Consider the following 14,884-nt stretch of genomic DNA (forward strand, 5'->3'; position numbering starts at 1 on the left):
GGTTTCGATCAGTTCCCCACCGGAGAACTCCAGTGTCGTCATCACAGCCACCTCCTCACCCTCACGCATCCAGGACGGGCCGCACGGTTCGAGGAACGACACTCACTCGCCGTGGAGTGCCTCTCGAACGGTTGCCCGATTATTCCTCTATTTTAGAATGCTTGTTCGTTGCGGGCAAGGGATTCAGGGATTGTGGGGGAAATTGTGGATAACTCGTGGTGGGGAGGAAAGAAGTCCACCGCGAACAGGACCGGTAGGCCTCAGAGCAGAGCAGAGCAGAGCAGCGCAGTGCGGCGCTTGGCGGCCGGGTCCGTGTCAACCGTGGTCTGCTGCCGACCGAAGATCGCCGCCACCGCCTCCGGACAGCACGACGCCCCGATCGGCCGCTTCTCGCGGTCGGTCGGGGCGCCGTGCTCTGCCTTCGGAACGTAGGCAGTCGTGCTCCGCCTGCGGCACTCAGCCTGCGCTGCTCACAGCGTGGTGCTGGGGGTGACGGGCACATCCTCGGGCAGGACCTCTGCGAACTCCTCGAGGATCTGCTTGCCGCCGGCCTCCTCCCACTCCTTGACCGCAGCCTGGAAGTCGTCGATCGTCTTGCGTCCCTGCATGACATCGTTGCGCACGTCGTTCAGGCGGGTGGAGATCTCGGTGCCCTTCTTGGAACTGGTGTCCGAGTAGAGACCGTTGGTGGGACGGCGCATCATCAGCTCCAGCAGCTCCTGCTCCTTGGCGTAGATGTACTCGGAGTCCGACGGGATGGGGTTGTAGATGACCCCCTCGCCCGCAGTCATGATCTGCAGGGCGCTGCGCAGGCCAGGTACGTCTGCCTCGGCGCTTCCGGTGGGCACGTAGTTACCATCTTCGACCGAATAGTCCTCGCCCTCGGTCCCATAGTTCTTCTGCATGTACTCGGTGGTCCCGAAGGGGGCTGAGAGCCAGTTGACCAGGTCCAACAGCTCACGGACCTTTGCCTCGTCGTCGGTCTGCTTGAAGGGCGTGAAGCCGACCGTGCCATAGCCCATGTCGTACACCGGGCGGCGGCCCTCCACGGCGGAGAAGGGCACCAGGATGTCCGCGAGCAGCTCGGGGTTGTCCCTCCGGACCTCGCTCGCGCCACGAGGGCCCACGGAGACCATCGCCGCGATCGAGCCGTTGGCGAAGTCCTGCGCGGTCTCGGCGTGATTGAGATCCGGGTAGAACACCCCTGCCGCGAAGACCTTCTGCGCGTACTCGAGCGCTTCGAGGTATTCATCGGTCTGGTGACCCGCTGTGAGGGTGCGGTCCTCGTTGACGCGGTACTGGTTGGGGACGCCGAACCACTCGCCGAACATATGGAATGCGTTGGGCAGGAACGGCTCGAGCGCCCAGCGCTTGCCGGCGATCGTGACGTCCTTGCACTTCTCGAGGAACTCCTCGGCAGTGGCGGACTGGAAGCCGCCCACCTCCTCCCACACGGTGGGATTGCCGAGGTACACCTGGCCGAACGGGGTCGACGGGATCGGCGCGCCCCAGATCCGACCGTTGACGACGGCCGTGCGCCAGGAGCTGGGGGTGAGCGCGGCGAGGTTCGGATAGTCGAGCACCGCATCGCCGGAGACGTAGTCGGTGAGGTCGGTGAACTGGGCCTCGAGCATGGGGCCGATGTTCGGGATGCCCTGGTTCGGCGGCACCCACATGAGGTCGGGCAGGTCGCCCGACGCGAGGATCGTCGCGAACTTCTCCGGGTAGGAGTCGATGGCGATGTCGAGGGCGAGGGTCCCGCCGACGGCCTTGTTCAGGCGCTGCCAGAACGGGTTGGCGTCCATCGGCGTCGGCGGGGTGGCGAAGGTCTGCGTGAGCGCGGTGATCTCACCGGAGCTGATCGGCTTCTTCTCGGTGGTCCGGATCAGAGTCTCGGGAGCCTCGAGGTAGACGTTGTGCAGGCCGTCCTCGTTCCCCTCGAGATCGGGAGTGAGGCCTTCGAGTGCCTGATACGTGGGCAGAGCGAGCGATGCGGAGGCATCGGCGCCGCCGTTGCCGCTGCCGGAACTGCTCGAACAGGCCGCGACTCCGCCTGCGACGGCAGCGGCTCCCGTAAGGGTGAAGAGGTCACGTCGACGGATCTGGTAGCGCATCCGGGGTTCCTTTCATGGCGGTGGCGCATCAGTGCGCACCGGTGGGGTGGGGATGTGGGCATCAGCCCTTGATGGCGCCGGTGATGACGCCCTTGGAGAAGTACTTCTGCAGGAAGGGGTAGACCAGGACGATCGGGATCAGCGCGACGACGACGACGGCCATCTTGATGGATTGCGGTGGCGGGGACTGCTGGACGCCCAGCTGGTCGGCGGTCAACGAGGTGCCCTGGATGACGTAGCTGCGCAGGATCATCTGGACGGGCCACAGCGACTGGTCGTTGATGTAGAGCATCGCGTTGAAGAACGAGTTCCAGAACCCGACCGCGTAGAACAGTCCGATCACCGCGATCACTGCCTTGGACAGTGGCAGCACGATGGTGCGCAGGATCCGGAAGTCACTCGCGCCGTCGATGCGGGCAGCTTCGGTGAGCTCGGACGGGATCCCCATGAAGAACGACCTCATGACGATGAAGTTGAAGCCCGCGAAGACCCCCGGGAGGATCAGGGACCAGATGGAGTTGAGCAGGCCCAGCTGCTTGATCATGAGGAACATCGGGATCAGGCCGGGGCTGAAGAACAGGGTCAGGATGATGGCCATGAGCATGAACTTCCCGCCCAGGACGGGGCGGCTCAGCGCGTAGGCCATGCAGATGGTCACGAACAGCGCCAGCAGCGTGCCGACCACGGTGACGAAGACGCTGACGCCGAGGGAGCGGAACACCAGGGGGCTGGCGAAGATCGTCGTGTAGGCCTCGAGCGTCGGATCGGTCGGGAACAGCACGTACCCGCCGGCCTCTCGGATCTGCTCACCGGAGGCCAAGGAGGTGGAGACCACGACGAGCATCGGCACCAGGATAGAGATGCTGATCGCGATGATCACGAAGGTCTTCGCGGCGGCGAGGGGATAGCTGGGCTTCTCCATCCATGCGGGCCGGGTGGACTCCCCGAAGACGAAGCCCCAGATCCGCCGGTGGACCCCGCCTCGACCCTTCCTCCGCTCCGGGGAACGGGCATCACGCGAGGTGGGTGGTGCCGTGGAGGTCTCCTCGGGGAGCGTGTCGGGACGTGCGGTCACTGGGGCCTCCCGCGGTAGATGCCGTCTTCGCCGAGCATGTGCGCGACCTTGTTGGCGATGAGGATGAGGACGGTGCCGACGACGCCCTTCGCGAGGCCGGCTGCGGCACCCATCGACCAGTCGCCTCCGATGACACCCGTGTAGTACGAGTAGGTGTCCAGCACCTCGGCGGTGTCCGCGCCGACGGCGTCGCGCTGCAGGATGAACTGCTCGAATCCGACGGTGAGGATGGACCCGAGGTTCAGGATCAGCAGCAGCACGATGACCGGCCGCATGCCGGGCAGCGTGATGTGCCAGGTGCGCCGGACGCGCCCGGCCCCGTCGGCCGCAGCGGATTCGTACAGGGACTGGTCGATGGCGGAAAGGGCCGCGAGGAAGATGATCATGCCCCAGCCGGCGTCCTTCCAGGCCACTTCCACGACGATGAGCAGGGCGAAGGAGTCGGAATTGGTCATGAACGGGATCGGGTCGAGTCCGCCGCGCATGAGGAACTGATTGATCAGTCCCGCGCCGCCGAGCATCTGCTGGAACAGTGCGATGACCAGTACCCACGAGAGGAAGTGGGGGAGGTACACGATCGATTGGAACGCCTTGCGCATCCGGGGGCTCATCACCGAGTCGACGATCAGGGCCAGCAGGATCGGCAGCGGGAAGAACAGCACCAGCTGGAACGCGGCGTAGACCATGGTGTTGCGCAGGGCGAGGAGAAAGCGGCTGTCGTCCGCGAGGGCGAGGAACTTCTCGAACCCGACGAAGGGGGCCTCGGTGATCGAGTAGTAGGGCTGGTAGTCCTGGAACGCGATCACATTGCCGAGGATGGGGACGTAGAAGAACAGCAGCAGTGCGATGGCCCCGGGGATCATCAGGACCAGCATCTGCCAGTCCTTGCGCAGGCGGCTGCGCAGTGACGGGGCCGACCTGAGCGGCGGGGGCGAGCTGGAACGGTGTGCGGCGGGTGTCCCGCTGATCCGTCTGCTCCTCCCCTTCTCGTGCGGCGCAGCGGACTGCGCGGTGGATGACGTGCTCACGAGATCGGTCCTCTCGGTCGTGCCCGTCGGAGTGGGGCGCTCATCCCCCGGGCCTCGATGCCTTGACAGGGTGAGGTCGAGAGTAAATGCTTTCACCTACTTTGTAAATCGGTTCATCGGCACGGCGTCGATCACCGCTCCTCCGTTCCGGAATCGGGGGTGATGGGATGATCGGCTGCCGTGCCCCTCGTTGAAAGTGGTTCCCCTCCATGACTGACCTCAAGATCGGAGTCATCGGCTTCGGTGCTCGCGGTGGCCTCGCCCGACACGCGCACATGCCGGGGGAGGGATCCCGCGTCACGGTCGTGGCCGACCCGACCGCGCGCAGCAAGGACACGGCGCGCGAGTTGTTCGGGCAGGAGGTGGCCGCCGTCGACACCGTCGACCAGCTCCTGTCGGAGCACGAAGTCGACGCGGTCATGATCCTGACCCCGGATTTCGCTCACGCCGAGGTCGCGCTGAAGACGCTCGCGGCCGGCATCCCCACCTTCTCGGAGAAGCCGATGGCGATCCGCGTCGAGGACACCGACGCGATGCTCGCCCTGGCCATGGAGAAGCGCACCCGCCTGTTCGTCGGGCACAACATGCGCCACATGCCGGTGATCCGGCAGATGAAGGAGATCGTCGACTCTGGCCGGATCGGCCGGGTGCGCGCGATCTGGTGCCGCCACTTCGTGGGCACCGGCGGCGACTTCTACTTCAAGGACTGGCACGCCGAGCGGGAGAAGGCCACGAGCCTGCTGCTGCAGAAGGGCGCCCACGACATCGACGTCATCCACTGGCTGGCCGGTGGCTACACCCGCCGCGTCGCCGGCATCGGTGACCTGGCCGTCTACGGGGACGTGACCGACCGTCGCGACAACTCCGATCGCCGGATGGGCGACTGGTACGACGAGGACACCTGGCCCCCGAGCACCCAGAAGGAGCTGAACCCGGTCATCGACGTCGAGGACATCTCGATGCTGAACATGACGCTGGACAACGGGGTGCTCGCCTCCTACGAGCAGTGCCACTTCACGCCCGACTACTGGCGCAACTACACCGTGATCGGTGACGCCGGGCGGATCGAGAACATGGGCGACGGCAGCGGCGACCAGATCCACATCTGGGAGTCCCGCCGCTCCGGGCCCGGCAGGCCCGACGCGGTCGAGGTCGTCCGTCAGGCCACCGGCGGCCATGGCGGCGCGGACCCGAGCCTGGTCGCCGAGTTCCTGCGTTTCGCCCGGGACGGCGGCGCCACCGAGGTGTCGGTGATCGCGGCCCGCGAAGCCGTGGCCACGGGGGTGTACGGCGCCGAATCGATCCGCAACGGGGGCATGCCCTACGACATCCCGCCGGTCCCGGGCGACGTGCGTGCGTACTTCGACGAGGGACAGGCCTGAACCGTGGTCGGCAGCCGCCCCAATATCGTCCTCGTCGTCTCCGATGACCACGGGTTCGGGGATCTCGGGTTCCGGGACACCGACCCGGCGGTCTCGACCCCGCACCTCGATGCCCTGGCCGCCGACGGGCGGGTCTACGACAATGCGTACGTCACCGCGCCGATCTGCAGCCCGTCGCGTGCGGGCCTGATCACCGGGGTCCACCAGGCACGCTGGGGCTCGCACTGGTTCACCGATTCGGCGATGGCACCGGAGGCGGTCCCCAGCCTTGCCGAGCAGCTCGGCGATCGCGGGTACCGCACCGGATACTTCGGGAAGATCCACTACGGCGCCGACGAGGTGGGCAGCCGTGCCTGCCCTCCCCATCATGGTTTCGAGACTTCCTTCTACGGTCTCGCCGCGCACTCCATGGGGCGCCTGCACTACCTGCATCACTCCCGAGAGCACGAGGAGGCCTACGGCGACGCGGCGCATCGCCACGGCGTCTCCCCGATGTGGGAGGGCACGCGGACGGTCGACTGCGAGCGCCACCTCACCGAGGAGTTCATCGAGCGCACCATAGGTTTCGTCGACGTGCCGGACGATCGTCCCTTCTTCGCCATGGTCGCCTTCAACGCCGTCCACAACTTCACCTGGCAGCTGCCGCAGCACGAGCTCGATGCTCGCGGGCTGCCGCAGCATCCGGATTTCGATGCCGAGACCAACGACTACCTCGACTGGTACGACGGTGCGGTGGAACCGAATCTCGAGAACGGGCGCGAGTACTACCTGGCACAGCTCGAGATCATGGACCGCGAGATCGGGCGCCTGCGCGCTCACCTCGAGGAGACCGGCCTCGCGGAGAACACGATCATCGTCTATATGACGGACAACGGGGGATCGCGCTGCAACTACGGGCGCAACACCCCGCTGGAGGGGTCGAAGTACACCCTGTTCGACGGGGGGATCCGCACCCCGATGCTGATCTCCTGGCCCGGCGTGACGGAGCCCGGCTCGGTCTCCTCGTCGCTGGTCAGCGCCCTGGATCTGGCGCCGACGTTCCTCGCCGCGAGCGGTCGGGGCGTCGAGGACGGTGCCCTGTGCGACGGCATCGATCTGCGCTCCTCCCTCGAGGACGCTTCGGCGCCCGTGCACGACGTCCTCCACTTCGACAACAACTTCCAGTGGGCGGTGCGCACCCCGCAGTGGAAGCTGCGGTACGTCGATCCGGAGTCACCAGCGCGGGCGAGCATCCTCCAGGTGGAGCACACCGACATCGGGCAGGGTCTGCAGCTCAGCCCGTCCGTGCCGACGTTGGCGGGATTGGACGAGACGACGGACCTGGCCGAGCAGCACCCGGACGTCGTCCAGGAGCTGACCGCGATGCACGATCGGTGGCTGGCAGAGATGAAGGAGTCGGCTCAGGCTCTGCTGGCCTGACCCCGGGCCCTCGTGGTGAGGGAGCACCTCGCGACCGCTTCGGGCGCAGCGGACTGCCTCGGGTCCCGGCGCGTAGCATCACTCCATGGCCGAGGAGGCGGAGAAGTGGCTCCGGGCGACGCCCGCTGACCGTGCACGCGCGGCAGCGGATGCGCTGGGCCTCGAGGAGCTCGCGAGCTGGTGCGCCGACGTGCTGAGCGGCCGGTGCGATCTTCTCGGTGCGGGGGATGCAGCGGAGGGCGACCGTGCGCCGGCCCCTCCCGATCCGCGGTGGCTCGGGGTGGATGCCGCGGGGACCTGGGGTGATCCTGCCACCTGGCCGGACCGCGGCATGGGCTACTGGCCCCGAGTGTGGGCGGCCCGGGCCCTGCTGCACCAGTGGCATCCGCTCGCGGCGTCGGCGATCCGCCAGGGACTCTCGGATCCGGCGTGGCGGGTACGAGAGATGTGCGCCAAGGTCGTGGCCCGCTACGAGGAGTCGATAGCGGCCGACGAATGTGCCCGCCTGGCCGAGGGGGACAGCACCCCGAGGGTTCGGGTGGCAGCGCTGAGGGCACTGGGCGTGGTGGGAGAGTCCGAGCACACGCCGGTGGTGCTCGCTGCACTCGATGACCAGGAGCGCGCCGTCGCCCATGCCGCGGAACGCGCACTGGCCACGATCCAGCAGCGCCTGGACCGACGGTTCGATCGGTGACCCGACGGGGACCACAGAGCGACGGTGATCGAAGGGTCCGGCTATCGGGTCGCCGCCGCGATGCTGTTCTTGTAGCCCTGCGGCATCGGCGCGTCCAGCGCCTCCTCGGGAGTGAACCAGCGGAGGTCGGAGTGCTCCTCACTGACGAGCAGCGACGCATCGGCGGCCGGGGCTGCGAGGTAGGTGACGATGCAGATGCGGCCCAGCTCGCCGAGATCGTAGATCCAGGAGTCGAGGAGCGGGCCGACGGCGATGGCGATGCCCGCCTCCTCCAGGAGCTCACGGCGCAGCGCATCCTGGGGCGAGGCGTCGATCAGATCGGGCCGCCCGCCGAGCAGCTCCCACTCCTGGCGCGGGTTGCGGCCGAGCAGGACCCGCCCACCACCGTCGAGCAGGACGACTTTGAAGGAGACGTTCAGCGCCACAGGTCAGCTCACGGTGCCGCAGGCGCGGACGGAGCGGCGTCGGCCTGTTCGTGCTGGAACCATTTCTCCGTCACGGCCGCTTCGGGGTCTATGCCCATCTGGCGCGCGTAGACCAGGCACATCCCCAGCACGTCCCCGACCTCGTCGGCCAGGACGCGGCGCTGCGCCTCCGCGGTCAGCCCACGGTCACGGCTCTGCCCGGTCGCGGTGAGATGGGCCTGGGCGAGTTCCCCGACCTCCTCGGTGAGCTTCAACAGAGCCCACTCGGCGGATCGATCGATGCCGTAGACCTCCGCGTACTGGGTGGAGAGCTTCTCGATCCGGTCGGCGATGTGGTTCAGGTCCATCCGGGCAACGTACACGTGGAGCCGCGCCGGCGCGCTCCGGCGTTCCGGAGGGGCGCGCCGTCTCGGCGACGTCAGATCGGCCGGGTGACGATCTCGCCGACGTCGTAGGCGGCCAGCGACGCGGCGACGTCGTGCATGGTGGCAGCGCCGGCGTGCAGCGGGAACGCCGCGGCGACGAAGCCATCGGGCCGCACCAGGTACAGCCGGTCCTCGCGCAGGCGCCCACGCGGGTCGGGCGCGAAGGCGAGAGGCCCCTCGACCCAGTCGGGCACGGCCGGCCGGTCCGCGGCGGCGCCGTAGGTGTGCAGCTGCCAGGTCAGCGCCCGGAGCGACTCGGCGTTGTCGTCGGTGGGCGGGAGGCGCAGGCCGACGGCGCGGTCGCGCGCCCACCGCGGCAGCTGCTGCCCGGGCGGGTGGGCGTGATACCGGATCCGGTACTGCCCGAGCAGGCCGCCGGCGTAGGGCCCGAGCCGGGTGCTGAGCAGTCGCGGCGCCAGCACAGCCATGACGTCGCGGGCGCGCCGGCGCACGAACGCGGTCCTGCGGCCAGGTCGTGCGATCACCCCGAAGACGCGGTCCGTGGCGTTGATCAGGGTGAGCGCGACGGGTCGGCGCTCGCGCTCGTAGCGGTCCAGCGCCGCGTCGGCGAGGTGACCTGCGGCGACGTCGGCGAGGAGGTTGGCGAGGTGGTGGGCGTCCTGCAGGCCCGTGTTCATGCCTTGGCCGCCGACGGGGGAATGGACATGCGCGGCGTCCCCCGCGAGGAACACGGCTCCCTGCCGGAAGCGGGTGGCGACGCGGTGGTGGACCTGGTAGGCGGAGAACCAGTCCACGGTGTCGTAGTCGATCTCCAGGTCGGAACGAGCCTCCGCCAGGGCGGCCTCCTGGACCGGGTGGTCATCGCCGTGCAGCCAGATCAGGCGCACATGCCCACCGGGGCCCAGGGGGAAGATCACCGCGAACTTCTCCTCGCCGAAGCGGGCGGCCAGGGTGTTGTCGGGCAGGCCGGTGACCCCGTGCAGGTCGGCGACGCAGAAGGTGGCGTCATCGGTGACGCCCTCGAAAGGAAGGCCCAGCTGATGGCGCACCGGAGAGCTCGCCCCGTCCGCGCCGATGCACCAGCGCGCCCGGATCCGCAGCGGGCCGTCGGGCCCCTCGATCAGCGCCTTCACCTGCTCGTCGCCGGGCCGCGTGCCCGCGGCCAGGGTCTCCAGGCGATGACCCCAGAGGACAGGGTGTCCGTGATCCGCCAGTGTCCCGGACAAGAGCTCCTCGTTCCGGGACTGCTCGAAGATCTGCGCCCCGGGGAAGGGGGTCCAGCCGTCCTGCATCCGGGCGATGTCCACCCGGCCGGCAGCCCGACGGCCCTGTTCCCCGCGGATCTGGATCCGGACGGCGGGCGTGGCGCCGTCGAGCACCTCCTGCGCGAGGCCCAGCTGGTCGTAGATCTCCATGCTGCGTGCCTGGACCACCAGCGCCCGGGATTCGCGCGTCGGCCCCGGCTTGCCATCGATCACGAGGGCGCGCACGCCGCGTCGGGCCAGCACCAGCGCAGCCATCAGTCCGGTGGGGCCGGCGCCGACGACGAGCACGTCGGTCTCGAGCAGGGGCGGGGCACTGGCACTGGCCATCTCGTCACCTCAGGGACGTGGATCGACCTGGTGCAGGCCGTGGCTCCACGGTAGCCCTGCCTGTCGGGGCGCGCAGGCGGACCGCAGGGCCTGCGCGCCCCGCGGCCTCAGCCCTTCTGTCGTCCCTTGAAGCGGGGGTCCTTCTTGTTGATGACGTAGATGCGACCGCGCCGCCGCACCACCTGGGCGCCGGGCTTCGCGATCAGCGAGCGCAGGGAGTTGCGGACCTTCATCCCTGGGCCTCCGGTTCGCCGGTCCTCTGCCCATAGCGGCGACGGAACTTCTCGACGCGACCGGCGGTGTCGAGCACGGTGGCCTTCCCGGTGTAGAAGGGGTGCGAGGCCGAGGAGACCTCGACGTCGATCACGGGGTAGTCCTTGCCGTCCTCCCAGGTGATGGTCTTCTCGGAGCTGCGCGTGGAGCGAGTGAGGAAGGAGAGGTCTCCGCTCGCATCACGGAAGACGACGGGCCGGTAGTCGGGGTGGATTCCTGGTTTCATGCTGATGTCCTGTCACGGGGAGGGGTGTGGTGGGCGGTCGTGCGGAGCGTGGACGGCGAGCTCACCAGCTGGACTTCGTGATGCCGGGCAGCTCGCCCCGATGGGCGGCGGCGCGGAAGCGGACCCGGGAGAGCCCGAAGGTCCGCAGGTAACCGCGCGGGCGGCCGTCGATCGCGTCGCGGTTGCGCAGACGGGTGGGGCTCGCGTCCCGGGGCAGGCGCTGGAGCGCGCGCTGGGCCAGGACCTTCTCGCTCGTGGAGGCCGACGGGTCCCTGAGGGTCCGCTTGAGGGCACGGCGCTGCTCGTCGTACCGGGCGACGGTCTCGCGGCGGCGGAGGTCCGCGGCGATCTTCGAGGTCTTCGCCATCAGCGCTCCTCCCGGAACTCGACGACGGCCCGGATCCTGGGATCGAACTTCCGCATGATCATGCGGTCCGGGGTGTTGCGGCGATTCTTCGTGGTCATGTAGGTGAAGCCGGTGCCGGCCGTGGAGCGCAGCTTGATCGTGCTGCGCACGTCGTTCTTCTTCGCCATGGGGCGGAGTCCTTTCAGGGTCAGAGCTTCTCGCCGCGCGCCAGGATCTCGGCGACGACGGATTCGATCCCGCGTCGATCGATGATGCGCAGGCCACGGGCGGAGACCCGCAGCCGTACGGTCCGGCCGAGGGACGGGACGAGGAAGCGCTTCTTCTGGATGTTGGGATCGAAGCGACGCGAGGTGCGTCGATGAGAGTGGGAGACGGACCGACCGAAGCTCGGTGCGGCTCCGGTGACTTGACAACGTTGCGACATGAACAGCGATACTAGTTATTGAGAATCATTATCGGCAAGCAGGAGAGTGAGTCACCGCATGGCTGAGGATCGTCAGATGGATGGAGAGCCGTCGGATCGTGGAGCCGGAGCCGGCCCTCGCGGGCCGAGCCTCCCGTCGGGCTCCGGTCGAGCTCGGGGGGCCCGGAGCCCGCAGCGCGGCGCCAAGTCCCCGTCGGGCCCGCGCGCCGTTCCCGTCGCGATCCTCACCGCCGTGGACACGGTGCGTCGCGACTCCCTGGTGGCGAGCCTCCTGCTCGACCTTCCCGGGGCCGTCGAGCTGCGCTACGAGGTGGAGGCGGAGACTGCGGTTCTGCGCCGTCTGGTGGTCGGGCCCGGCGGTGTGCTCGAGGACGTGGAGGTCGAGCTCGAGCACCCCTGCGTCTCCTGCGCGATGCGGGAGGACGCGGTGCCGGCGCTGGACCGTCTGGCCAGGGACCCGCGGATCGGCGGGATCCTGCTCGTCCCGCCGATCAGTGCGGACCCCTCGATCGTTGCCGGAACTCTCGTACGTGAGCAGGGGCGATGGCGTCTGTCGGGGGCCACCGCGGTGCTCGGTGCCGCCACCGCGCTCCATGATCTGCTCGGGGACGACACGCTCGCCGAGCGCGGGCTGCCGTGGGCTGCGGAGGATCAGCGCAGCGTCGGAGAGGCGCTCGCCGCCCAGATCGAGTACTCCGACCTGATCGTGGTGGACGGCATCGACGGCGAGGAGGCCGCTGCCGGTCTCGAGCTCGTCGAGCACCTGCGGTCCACGGACCAGCTGCTGGCCACCTCCCTCTACGAAGTCGATGCCCGCGCGGTGGTCGGCGACCGACTCGACCACGGGGCGGGCCTCGCGCGACGCGACCCACGGACCGTCGAGTCCTACGGAGGGCCGTCGGATCACGGCACCTGGACTCTCGACCTGTCCTCGAGGCGGCCGTTCCACCCGCGGCGATTCCTCGAGAACGTCGAAGCTCTCGGGTCGGGCCGCCTTCGTGGCCGCGGCCGCTTCTGGGTCCCCGACCGCCCGGGCACCGTCTGCCAGTGGGACGGGGCCGGAGGTCAGGTCTCGATCGGGGCGGTCATCGAGTCCGGTCGCGACCTGCCGACCACACGTCTGGTCGTGACCGGGGTCGAGGCTGGCGATGCGCTCCGGGTGCGACACGCCTTCTCCCGAAGCCTGCTGACCCCGGAGGAGTGGGCCCTCGGCCTCGCCCCGTGGATGGGGGTGGAGGACGAGCTCGCCCCGTGGCTCGGTGAGCGCGGCGCCGAGGAGCGGCGCATCGCGTAAGGGACGGGGGCGGCCCCGGTTCGAGGTCCGGGGCTGCCCCTTCCTGCGCTCTCAGGCCGTGGCGCTCCGAGCGGTGACGACGTTCTGCGCGTAGCGACGACGGAACTTCTCGACGCGACCGGCGGTGTCGAGGACCGTGGCCTTCCCGGTGTAGAAGGGGTGGGAGGCCGAGGAGACCTCGACGTCGATCACGGGGTACTCCCTGCCGTCCTCCCACGTCACCATCTTCTCGGACGTGCGGGTGGAGTTGGTCAGGAACGAGTGGTCGGCGCTCGCATCGCGGAAGACGACGGGGCGGTACTCGGGGTGGATGTTCTTGCGCATGGGATTCCTTCCGGGTCGAGTCGCAGCTGCGCCGTGGAGTGCCGGCGCCAGGTGCGGTCTCTTTCAACAAGCTGGAGGGGCGAAAAATTCCCGACCAGTCGTGAGGCCGGAGGGTGCGAGGTCAGTCCGCCTCGGGTTCCCGGTGACCTCGTCGGGCGTCGTTGTCCACGATCATCAGCACGTCGGCCGGCCCTCCCTCGGAGCCGAAGGCGTGCGGGAGCATCGTGGGGAACTCCGCGCTCTGATTCGCCTCGATCCGGTACCTGCGCTCTCCCAGCAGCAGGATCGCGGTGCCGGAGAGCACCACCATCCACTCGTGGCCGGGGTGAGCCCTCATACGGGAGGGCTCCGGGGGAGGGTCGGTGAGCCGTCGGCGCAGGATCAGGGAATCGGGGTCGCGGCGGATCTGCCAGCGCAAGGAGTCCAGGCCGTGGTCGACGACAGGATGGGAGACGACCTCGTCGGCTGCGGTCTCGACCAGTTGATCCAGGCTCGTGTCGAGGATGCGGGCCAGGGTCACCAGTTGATCCAGGGCGAGTCGACGCTGCCCGTTCTCGATCCGGGAGAGGGTGGACTGGCTGAGGTGGGCGCGCGCGGCGAGATCGGCGAGGGACAGGCCCCGCGCGATCCGCAGGGCGCGGATCCGCTTGCGCACGAGGCCGTCGAGATCATCAATGTTTTGCGACATGGGCAAGATACTATGCCGCATGGGCAAAACGTGTCTAGAGTCGTCGGCAGAGACCCGGGCTTCGCCCTGGTCGACACCCTCGACGAAAGGCCCCACCATGACGACGCCAGAATCCGCGTCTGCTCCGACCGCCACCGCCGCGGACGCCCTCCCCACCGAACTCCTCGACGTCGCCGTGATCGGCGGCGGCGCGGCCGGCCTCAACGGCGCGCTCATGCTCGTGCGGTCCCGCCGCTCGGTCGTCGTCATCGACAGCGGCTCCCCGCGCAACGCCCCGGCCGACGCGATCCACGGCCTGCTCGGCAACGAGGGCACCCCGCCCGCGGAATACCTCGAGCGCGGCCGGCGGGAAGTGCGCCAGTACGGCGGCCTCATCGTCTCCGGCGCGGTCGTCTCGGCGCGCGCCGCCGAGCCGTCTGCCGAAGGGGATCTGCGCTTCGAGCTCGAGCTCGCCGACGGTCGCCGCCTCACCGCGCGCCGTCTGCTGGTCGCGACCGGTCTGCGCGATGAACTGCCCGAGATCCCGGGCCTCGCCGAGCACTGGGGTCAGAGCCTCGTGCACTGCCCCTTCTGCCACGGCTGGGAGGTGCGCGACGAGCCGATCGGGATTATCGCCACCCGCCCAGCTTCCACCCACCAGGCGCTCATGTTCCGCCAGCTCAGCGACGACATCATCGTCTTCACCCACGGCTTCACGCCCGACGAGGAGTCCCGCGAGCGCTGTGCGGCGCGTGGCATCTCGATCATCGAGACCGGGGTCCAGGAGATCGTTCCGACCGAGGGTGGCGACGTGGCCGGCGTGCGCCTGATCGGCGGCGAGCTCGTCCCGCGCTCGGTGCTCGTGGCCGCGTCGGTGATGCACCCGCGCACCGAGGGACTCGACGGACTGGGCCTGGCGCTCGAGGAGGTCCCCGGAGGCATGGGGGAGAAGATCTCCACCAGCTTCGCCGGGGCGACCGAGGTCCCCGGCGTGTGGGTGGCGGGCAACGCTGCAGATCCCAGTGCCCAGGTGGGGCCGTCGGCCGCGGCCGGCTCGCTCGCCGGCGGTCACATCAACGGCATGCTGGTGATGGCAGATGCCGATGCAGCCGTTGCCGCCCAGCGGGAGGGCGTCGCCGTCTGATCGTCGCCCGCAGACGGAACGAGCCGTGCAGCGCGCGCCGGGGACAGGAT

The 14,884-nt window shown here is 69.0% G+C and carries 18 protein-coding genes; 5 read left to right on the forward strand and 13 right to left on the reverse strand.

What is annotated here, in order from left to right; translation table 11 throughout:
* Positions 1 to 470 precede the first annotated feature (470 nt).
* The 3 genes from INT51_RS14175 to INT51_RS14185 form a co-directional block, all read right to left on the reverse strand.
* Positions 471 to 2,114 (reverse strand): extracellular solute-binding protein, encoded by a 1,644-nt coding sequence (locus tag INT51_RS14175; RefSeq protein WP_193105982.1) that lies wholly within the window; start codon positions 2,112 to 2,114, stop codon positions 471 to 473.
* A 61-nt stretch (positions 2,115 to 2,175) separates the two neighbouring features.
* Positions 2,176 to 3,189 (reverse strand): carbohydrate ABC transporter permease, encoded by a 1,014-nt coding sequence (locus tag INT51_RS14180; protein ID WP_304502197.1) that lies wholly within the window; start codon positions 3,187 to 3,189, stop codon positions 2,176 to 2,178.
* A complete protein-coding gene (locus INT51_RS14185; RefSeq protein WP_304502198.1) occupies positions 3,186 to 4,217 on the reverse strand; it encodes a sugar ABC transporter permease in 1,032 nt (343 codons plus the stop codon). The genes INT51_RS14180 and INT51_RS14185 overlap by 4 nt, the downstream gene beginning before the upstream one ends.
* Positions 4,218 to 4,426: 209 nt before the next feature.
* Between INT51_RS14185 and INT51_RS14190 the strand changes: the two genes are divergently transcribed.
* The 3 genes from INT51_RS14190 (at position 4,427) to INT51_RS14200 (ending at position 7,712) form a co-directional block, all read left to right on the forward strand.
* The gene (locus INT51_RS14190; protein WP_193105983.1) at positions 4,427 to 5,599 is read left to right on the forward strand and encodes a Gfo/Idh/MocA family protein; all 1,173 of its coding nucleotides are present in this window, start codon (positions 4,427 to 4,429) and stop codon (positions 5,597 to 5,599) included.
* A gap of 3 nt (positions 5,600 to 5,602) precedes the next feature.
* Positions 5,603 to 7,018: a sulfatase gene (locus INT51_RS14195; RefSeq protein WP_193105984.1), complete on the forward strand. Its 1,416-nt coding sequence runs from the start codon at positions 5,603 to 5,605 to the stop codon at positions 7,016 to 7,018.
* Between the two features lie 85 nt (positions 7,019 to 7,103).
* Complete coding sequence (locus INT51_RS14200; protein WP_193105985.1) at positions 7,104 to 7,712, forward strand: HEAT repeat domain-containing protein; 609 nt, start codon at positions 7,104 to 7,106, stop codon at positions 7,710 to 7,712.
* Between the two features lie 41 nt (positions 7,713 to 7,753).
* On the opposite strand, the gene INT51_RS14205 is transcribed toward INT51_RS14200, so the two are convergent.
* From INT51_RS14205 to rpmB, 8 genes are all read right to left on the reverse strand, one after another.
* A complete protein-coding gene (locus tag INT51_RS14205) occupies positions 7,754 to 8,137 on the reverse strand; it encodes an NUDIX domain-containing protein (RefSeq protein WP_193105986.1) in 384 nt (127 codons plus the stop codon).
* Between the two features lie 8 nt (positions 8,138 to 8,145).
* Entirely contained in the window at positions 8,146 to 8,484 is a 339-nt protein-coding gene (locus INT51_RS14210; RefSeq protein WP_193105987.1) for a MazG nucleotide pyrophosphohydrolase domain-containing protein, read from the reverse strand.
* A gap of 71 nt (positions 8,485 to 8,555) precedes the next feature.
* Positions 8,556 to 10,115, reverse strand: coding sequence for an FAD-dependent monooxygenase (locus tag INT51_RS14215; RefSeq protein ID WP_193105988.1), 1,560 nt, complete (start codon positions 10,113 to 10,115; stop codon positions 8,556 to 8,558).
* A 107-nt stretch (positions 10,116 to 10,222) separates the two neighbouring features.
* On the reverse strand, positions 10,223 to 10,348 hold the full coding sequence (ykgO, locus tag INT51_RS14220) for a type B 50S ribosomal protein L36 (protein ID WP_193105989.1): 126 nt from the start codon (positions 10,346 to 10,348) through the stop codon (positions 10,223 to 10,225).
* Positions 10,345 to 10,614, reverse strand: coding sequence for a type B 50S ribosomal protein L31 (locus tag INT51_RS14225; RefSeq protein ID WP_193105990.1), 270 nt, complete (start codon positions 10,612 to 10,614; stop codon positions 10,345 to 10,347). Before INT51_RS14225 ends, ykgO begins: the two co-directional genes overlap by 4 nt.
* Before the next feature lie 61 nt (positions 10,615 to 10,675).
* A complete protein-coding gene (gene rpsN / locus INT51_RS14230) occupies positions 10,676 to 10,981 on the reverse strand; it encodes a 30S ribosomal protein S14 (RefSeq protein ID WP_193105991.1) in 306 nt (101 codons plus the stop codon).
* Positions 10,981 to 11,148 (reverse strand): 50S ribosomal protein L33, encoded by a 168-nt coding sequence (gene rpmG / locus INT51_RS14235; protein WP_193105992.1) that lies wholly within the window; start codon positions 11,146 to 11,148, stop codon positions 10,981 to 10,983. Before rpmG ends, rpsN begins: the two co-directional genes overlap by 1 nt.
* 20 nt (positions 11,149 to 11,168) lie before the next feature.
* Complete coding sequence (gene rpmB / locus INT51_RS14240) at positions 11,169 to 11,405, reverse strand: 50S ribosomal protein L28 (protein ID WP_193105993.1); 237 nt, start codon at positions 11,403 to 11,405, stop codon at positions 11,169 to 11,171.
* A gap of 58 nt (positions 11,406 to 11,463) precedes the next feature.
* Between rpmB and INT51_RS14245 the strand changes: the two genes are divergently transcribed.
* Entirely contained in the window at positions 11,464 to 12,699 is a 1,236-nt protein-coding gene (locus INT51_RS14245) for a GTP-binding protein (RefSeq protein ID WP_193105994.1), read from the forward strand.
* A gap of 51 nt (positions 12,700 to 12,750) precedes the next feature.
* On the opposite strand, the gene INT51_RS14250 is transcribed toward INT51_RS14245, so the two are convergent.
* Complete coding sequence (locus INT51_RS14250; protein WP_193105995.1) at positions 12,751 to 13,023, reverse strand: type B 50S ribosomal protein L31; 273 nt, start codon at positions 13,021 to 13,023, stop codon at positions 12,751 to 12,753.
* A 121-nt stretch (positions 13,024 to 13,144) separates the two neighbouring features.
* Positions 13,145 to 13,711, reverse strand: a complete 567-nt coding sequence (locus INT51_RS14255; protein ID WP_193105996.1) for a helix-turn-helix domain-containing protein — start codon at positions 13,709 to 13,711, stop codon at positions 13,145 to 13,147.
* Between the two features lie 97 nt (positions 13,712 to 13,808).
* On the opposite strand from INT51_RS14255, the gene INT51_RS14260 reads away from it, so the two are divergent.
* Positions 13,809 to 14,834 (forward strand): NAD(P)/FAD-dependent oxidoreductase, encoded by a 1,026-nt coding sequence (locus INT51_RS14260; protein ID WP_193105997.1) that lies wholly within the window; start codon positions 13,809 to 13,811, stop codon positions 14,832 to 14,834.
* The last annotated feature ends 50 nt before the right edge of the window (positions 14,835 to 14,884 follow it).

The organism is Brachybacterium sp. FME24, from assembly GCF_014897705.1.
GTDB lineage: Bacteria > Actinomycetota > Actinomycetes > Actinomycetales > Dermabacteraceae > Brachybacterium.

Excerpts from the sequence above, each read along its gene's own strand:
- INT51_RS14200 (WP_193105985.1), top strand. The coding sequence starts at position 7,104 with ATGGCCGAGGAGGCGGAGAAGTGGCTCCGGGCGACGCCCGCTGACCGT.
- INT51_RS14175 (WP_193105982.1), bottom strand. The coding sequence starts at position 2,114 with ATGCGCTACCAGATCCGTCGACGTGACCTCTTCACCCTTACGGGAGCC.
- ykgO (WP_193105989.1), bottom strand. The coding sequence starts at position 10,348 with ATGAAGGTCCGCAACTCCCTGCGCTCGCTGATCGCGAAGCCCGGCGCC.
- INT51_RS14215 (WP_193105988.1), bottom strand. The coding sequence starts at position 10,115 with ATGGCCAGTGCCAGTGCCCCGCCCCTGCTCGAGACCGACGTGCTCGTC.
- INT51_RS14260 (WP_193105997.1), top strand. The coding sequence starts at position 13,809 with ATGACGACGCCAGAATCCGCGTCTGCTCCGACCGCCACCGCCGCGGAC.
- INT51_RS14225 (WP_193105990.1), bottom strand. The coding sequence starts at position 10,614 with ATGAAACCAGGAATCCACCCCGACTACCGGCCCGTCGTCTTCCGTGAT.
- INT51_RS14190 (WP_193105983.1), top strand. The coding sequence starts at position 4,427 with ATGACTGACCTCAAGATCGGAGTCATCGGCTTCGGTGCTCGCGGTGGC.
- rpsN (WP_193105991.1), bottom strand. The coding sequence starts at position 10,981 with ATGGCGAAGACCTCGAAGATCGCCGCGGACCTCCGCCGCCGCGAGACC.
- INT51_RS14210 (WP_193105987.1), bottom strand. The coding sequence starts at position 8,484 with ATGGACCTGAACCACATCGCCGACCGGATCGAGAAGCTCTCCACCCAG.
- rpmB (WP_193105993.1), bottom strand. The coding sequence starts at position 11,405 with ATGTCGCAACGTTGTCAAGTCACCGGAGCCGCACCGAGCTTCGGTCGG.
- INT51_RS14255 (WP_193105996.1), bottom strand. The coding sequence starts at position 13,711 with ATGTCGCAAAACATTGATGATCTCGACGGCCTCGTGCGCAAGCGGATC.
- INT51_RS14245 (WP_193105994.1), top strand. The coding sequence starts at position 11,464 with ATGGCTGAGGATCGTCAGATGGATGGAGAGCCGTCGGATCGTGGAGCC.
- rpmG (WP_193105992.1), bottom strand. The coding sequence starts at position 11,148 with ATGGCGAAGAAGAACGACGTGCGCAGCACGATCAAGCTGCGCTCCACG.
- INT51_RS14250 (WP_193105995.1), bottom strand. The coding sequence starts at position 13,023 with ATGCGCAAGAACATCCACCCCGAGTACCGCCCCGTCGTCTTCCGCGAT.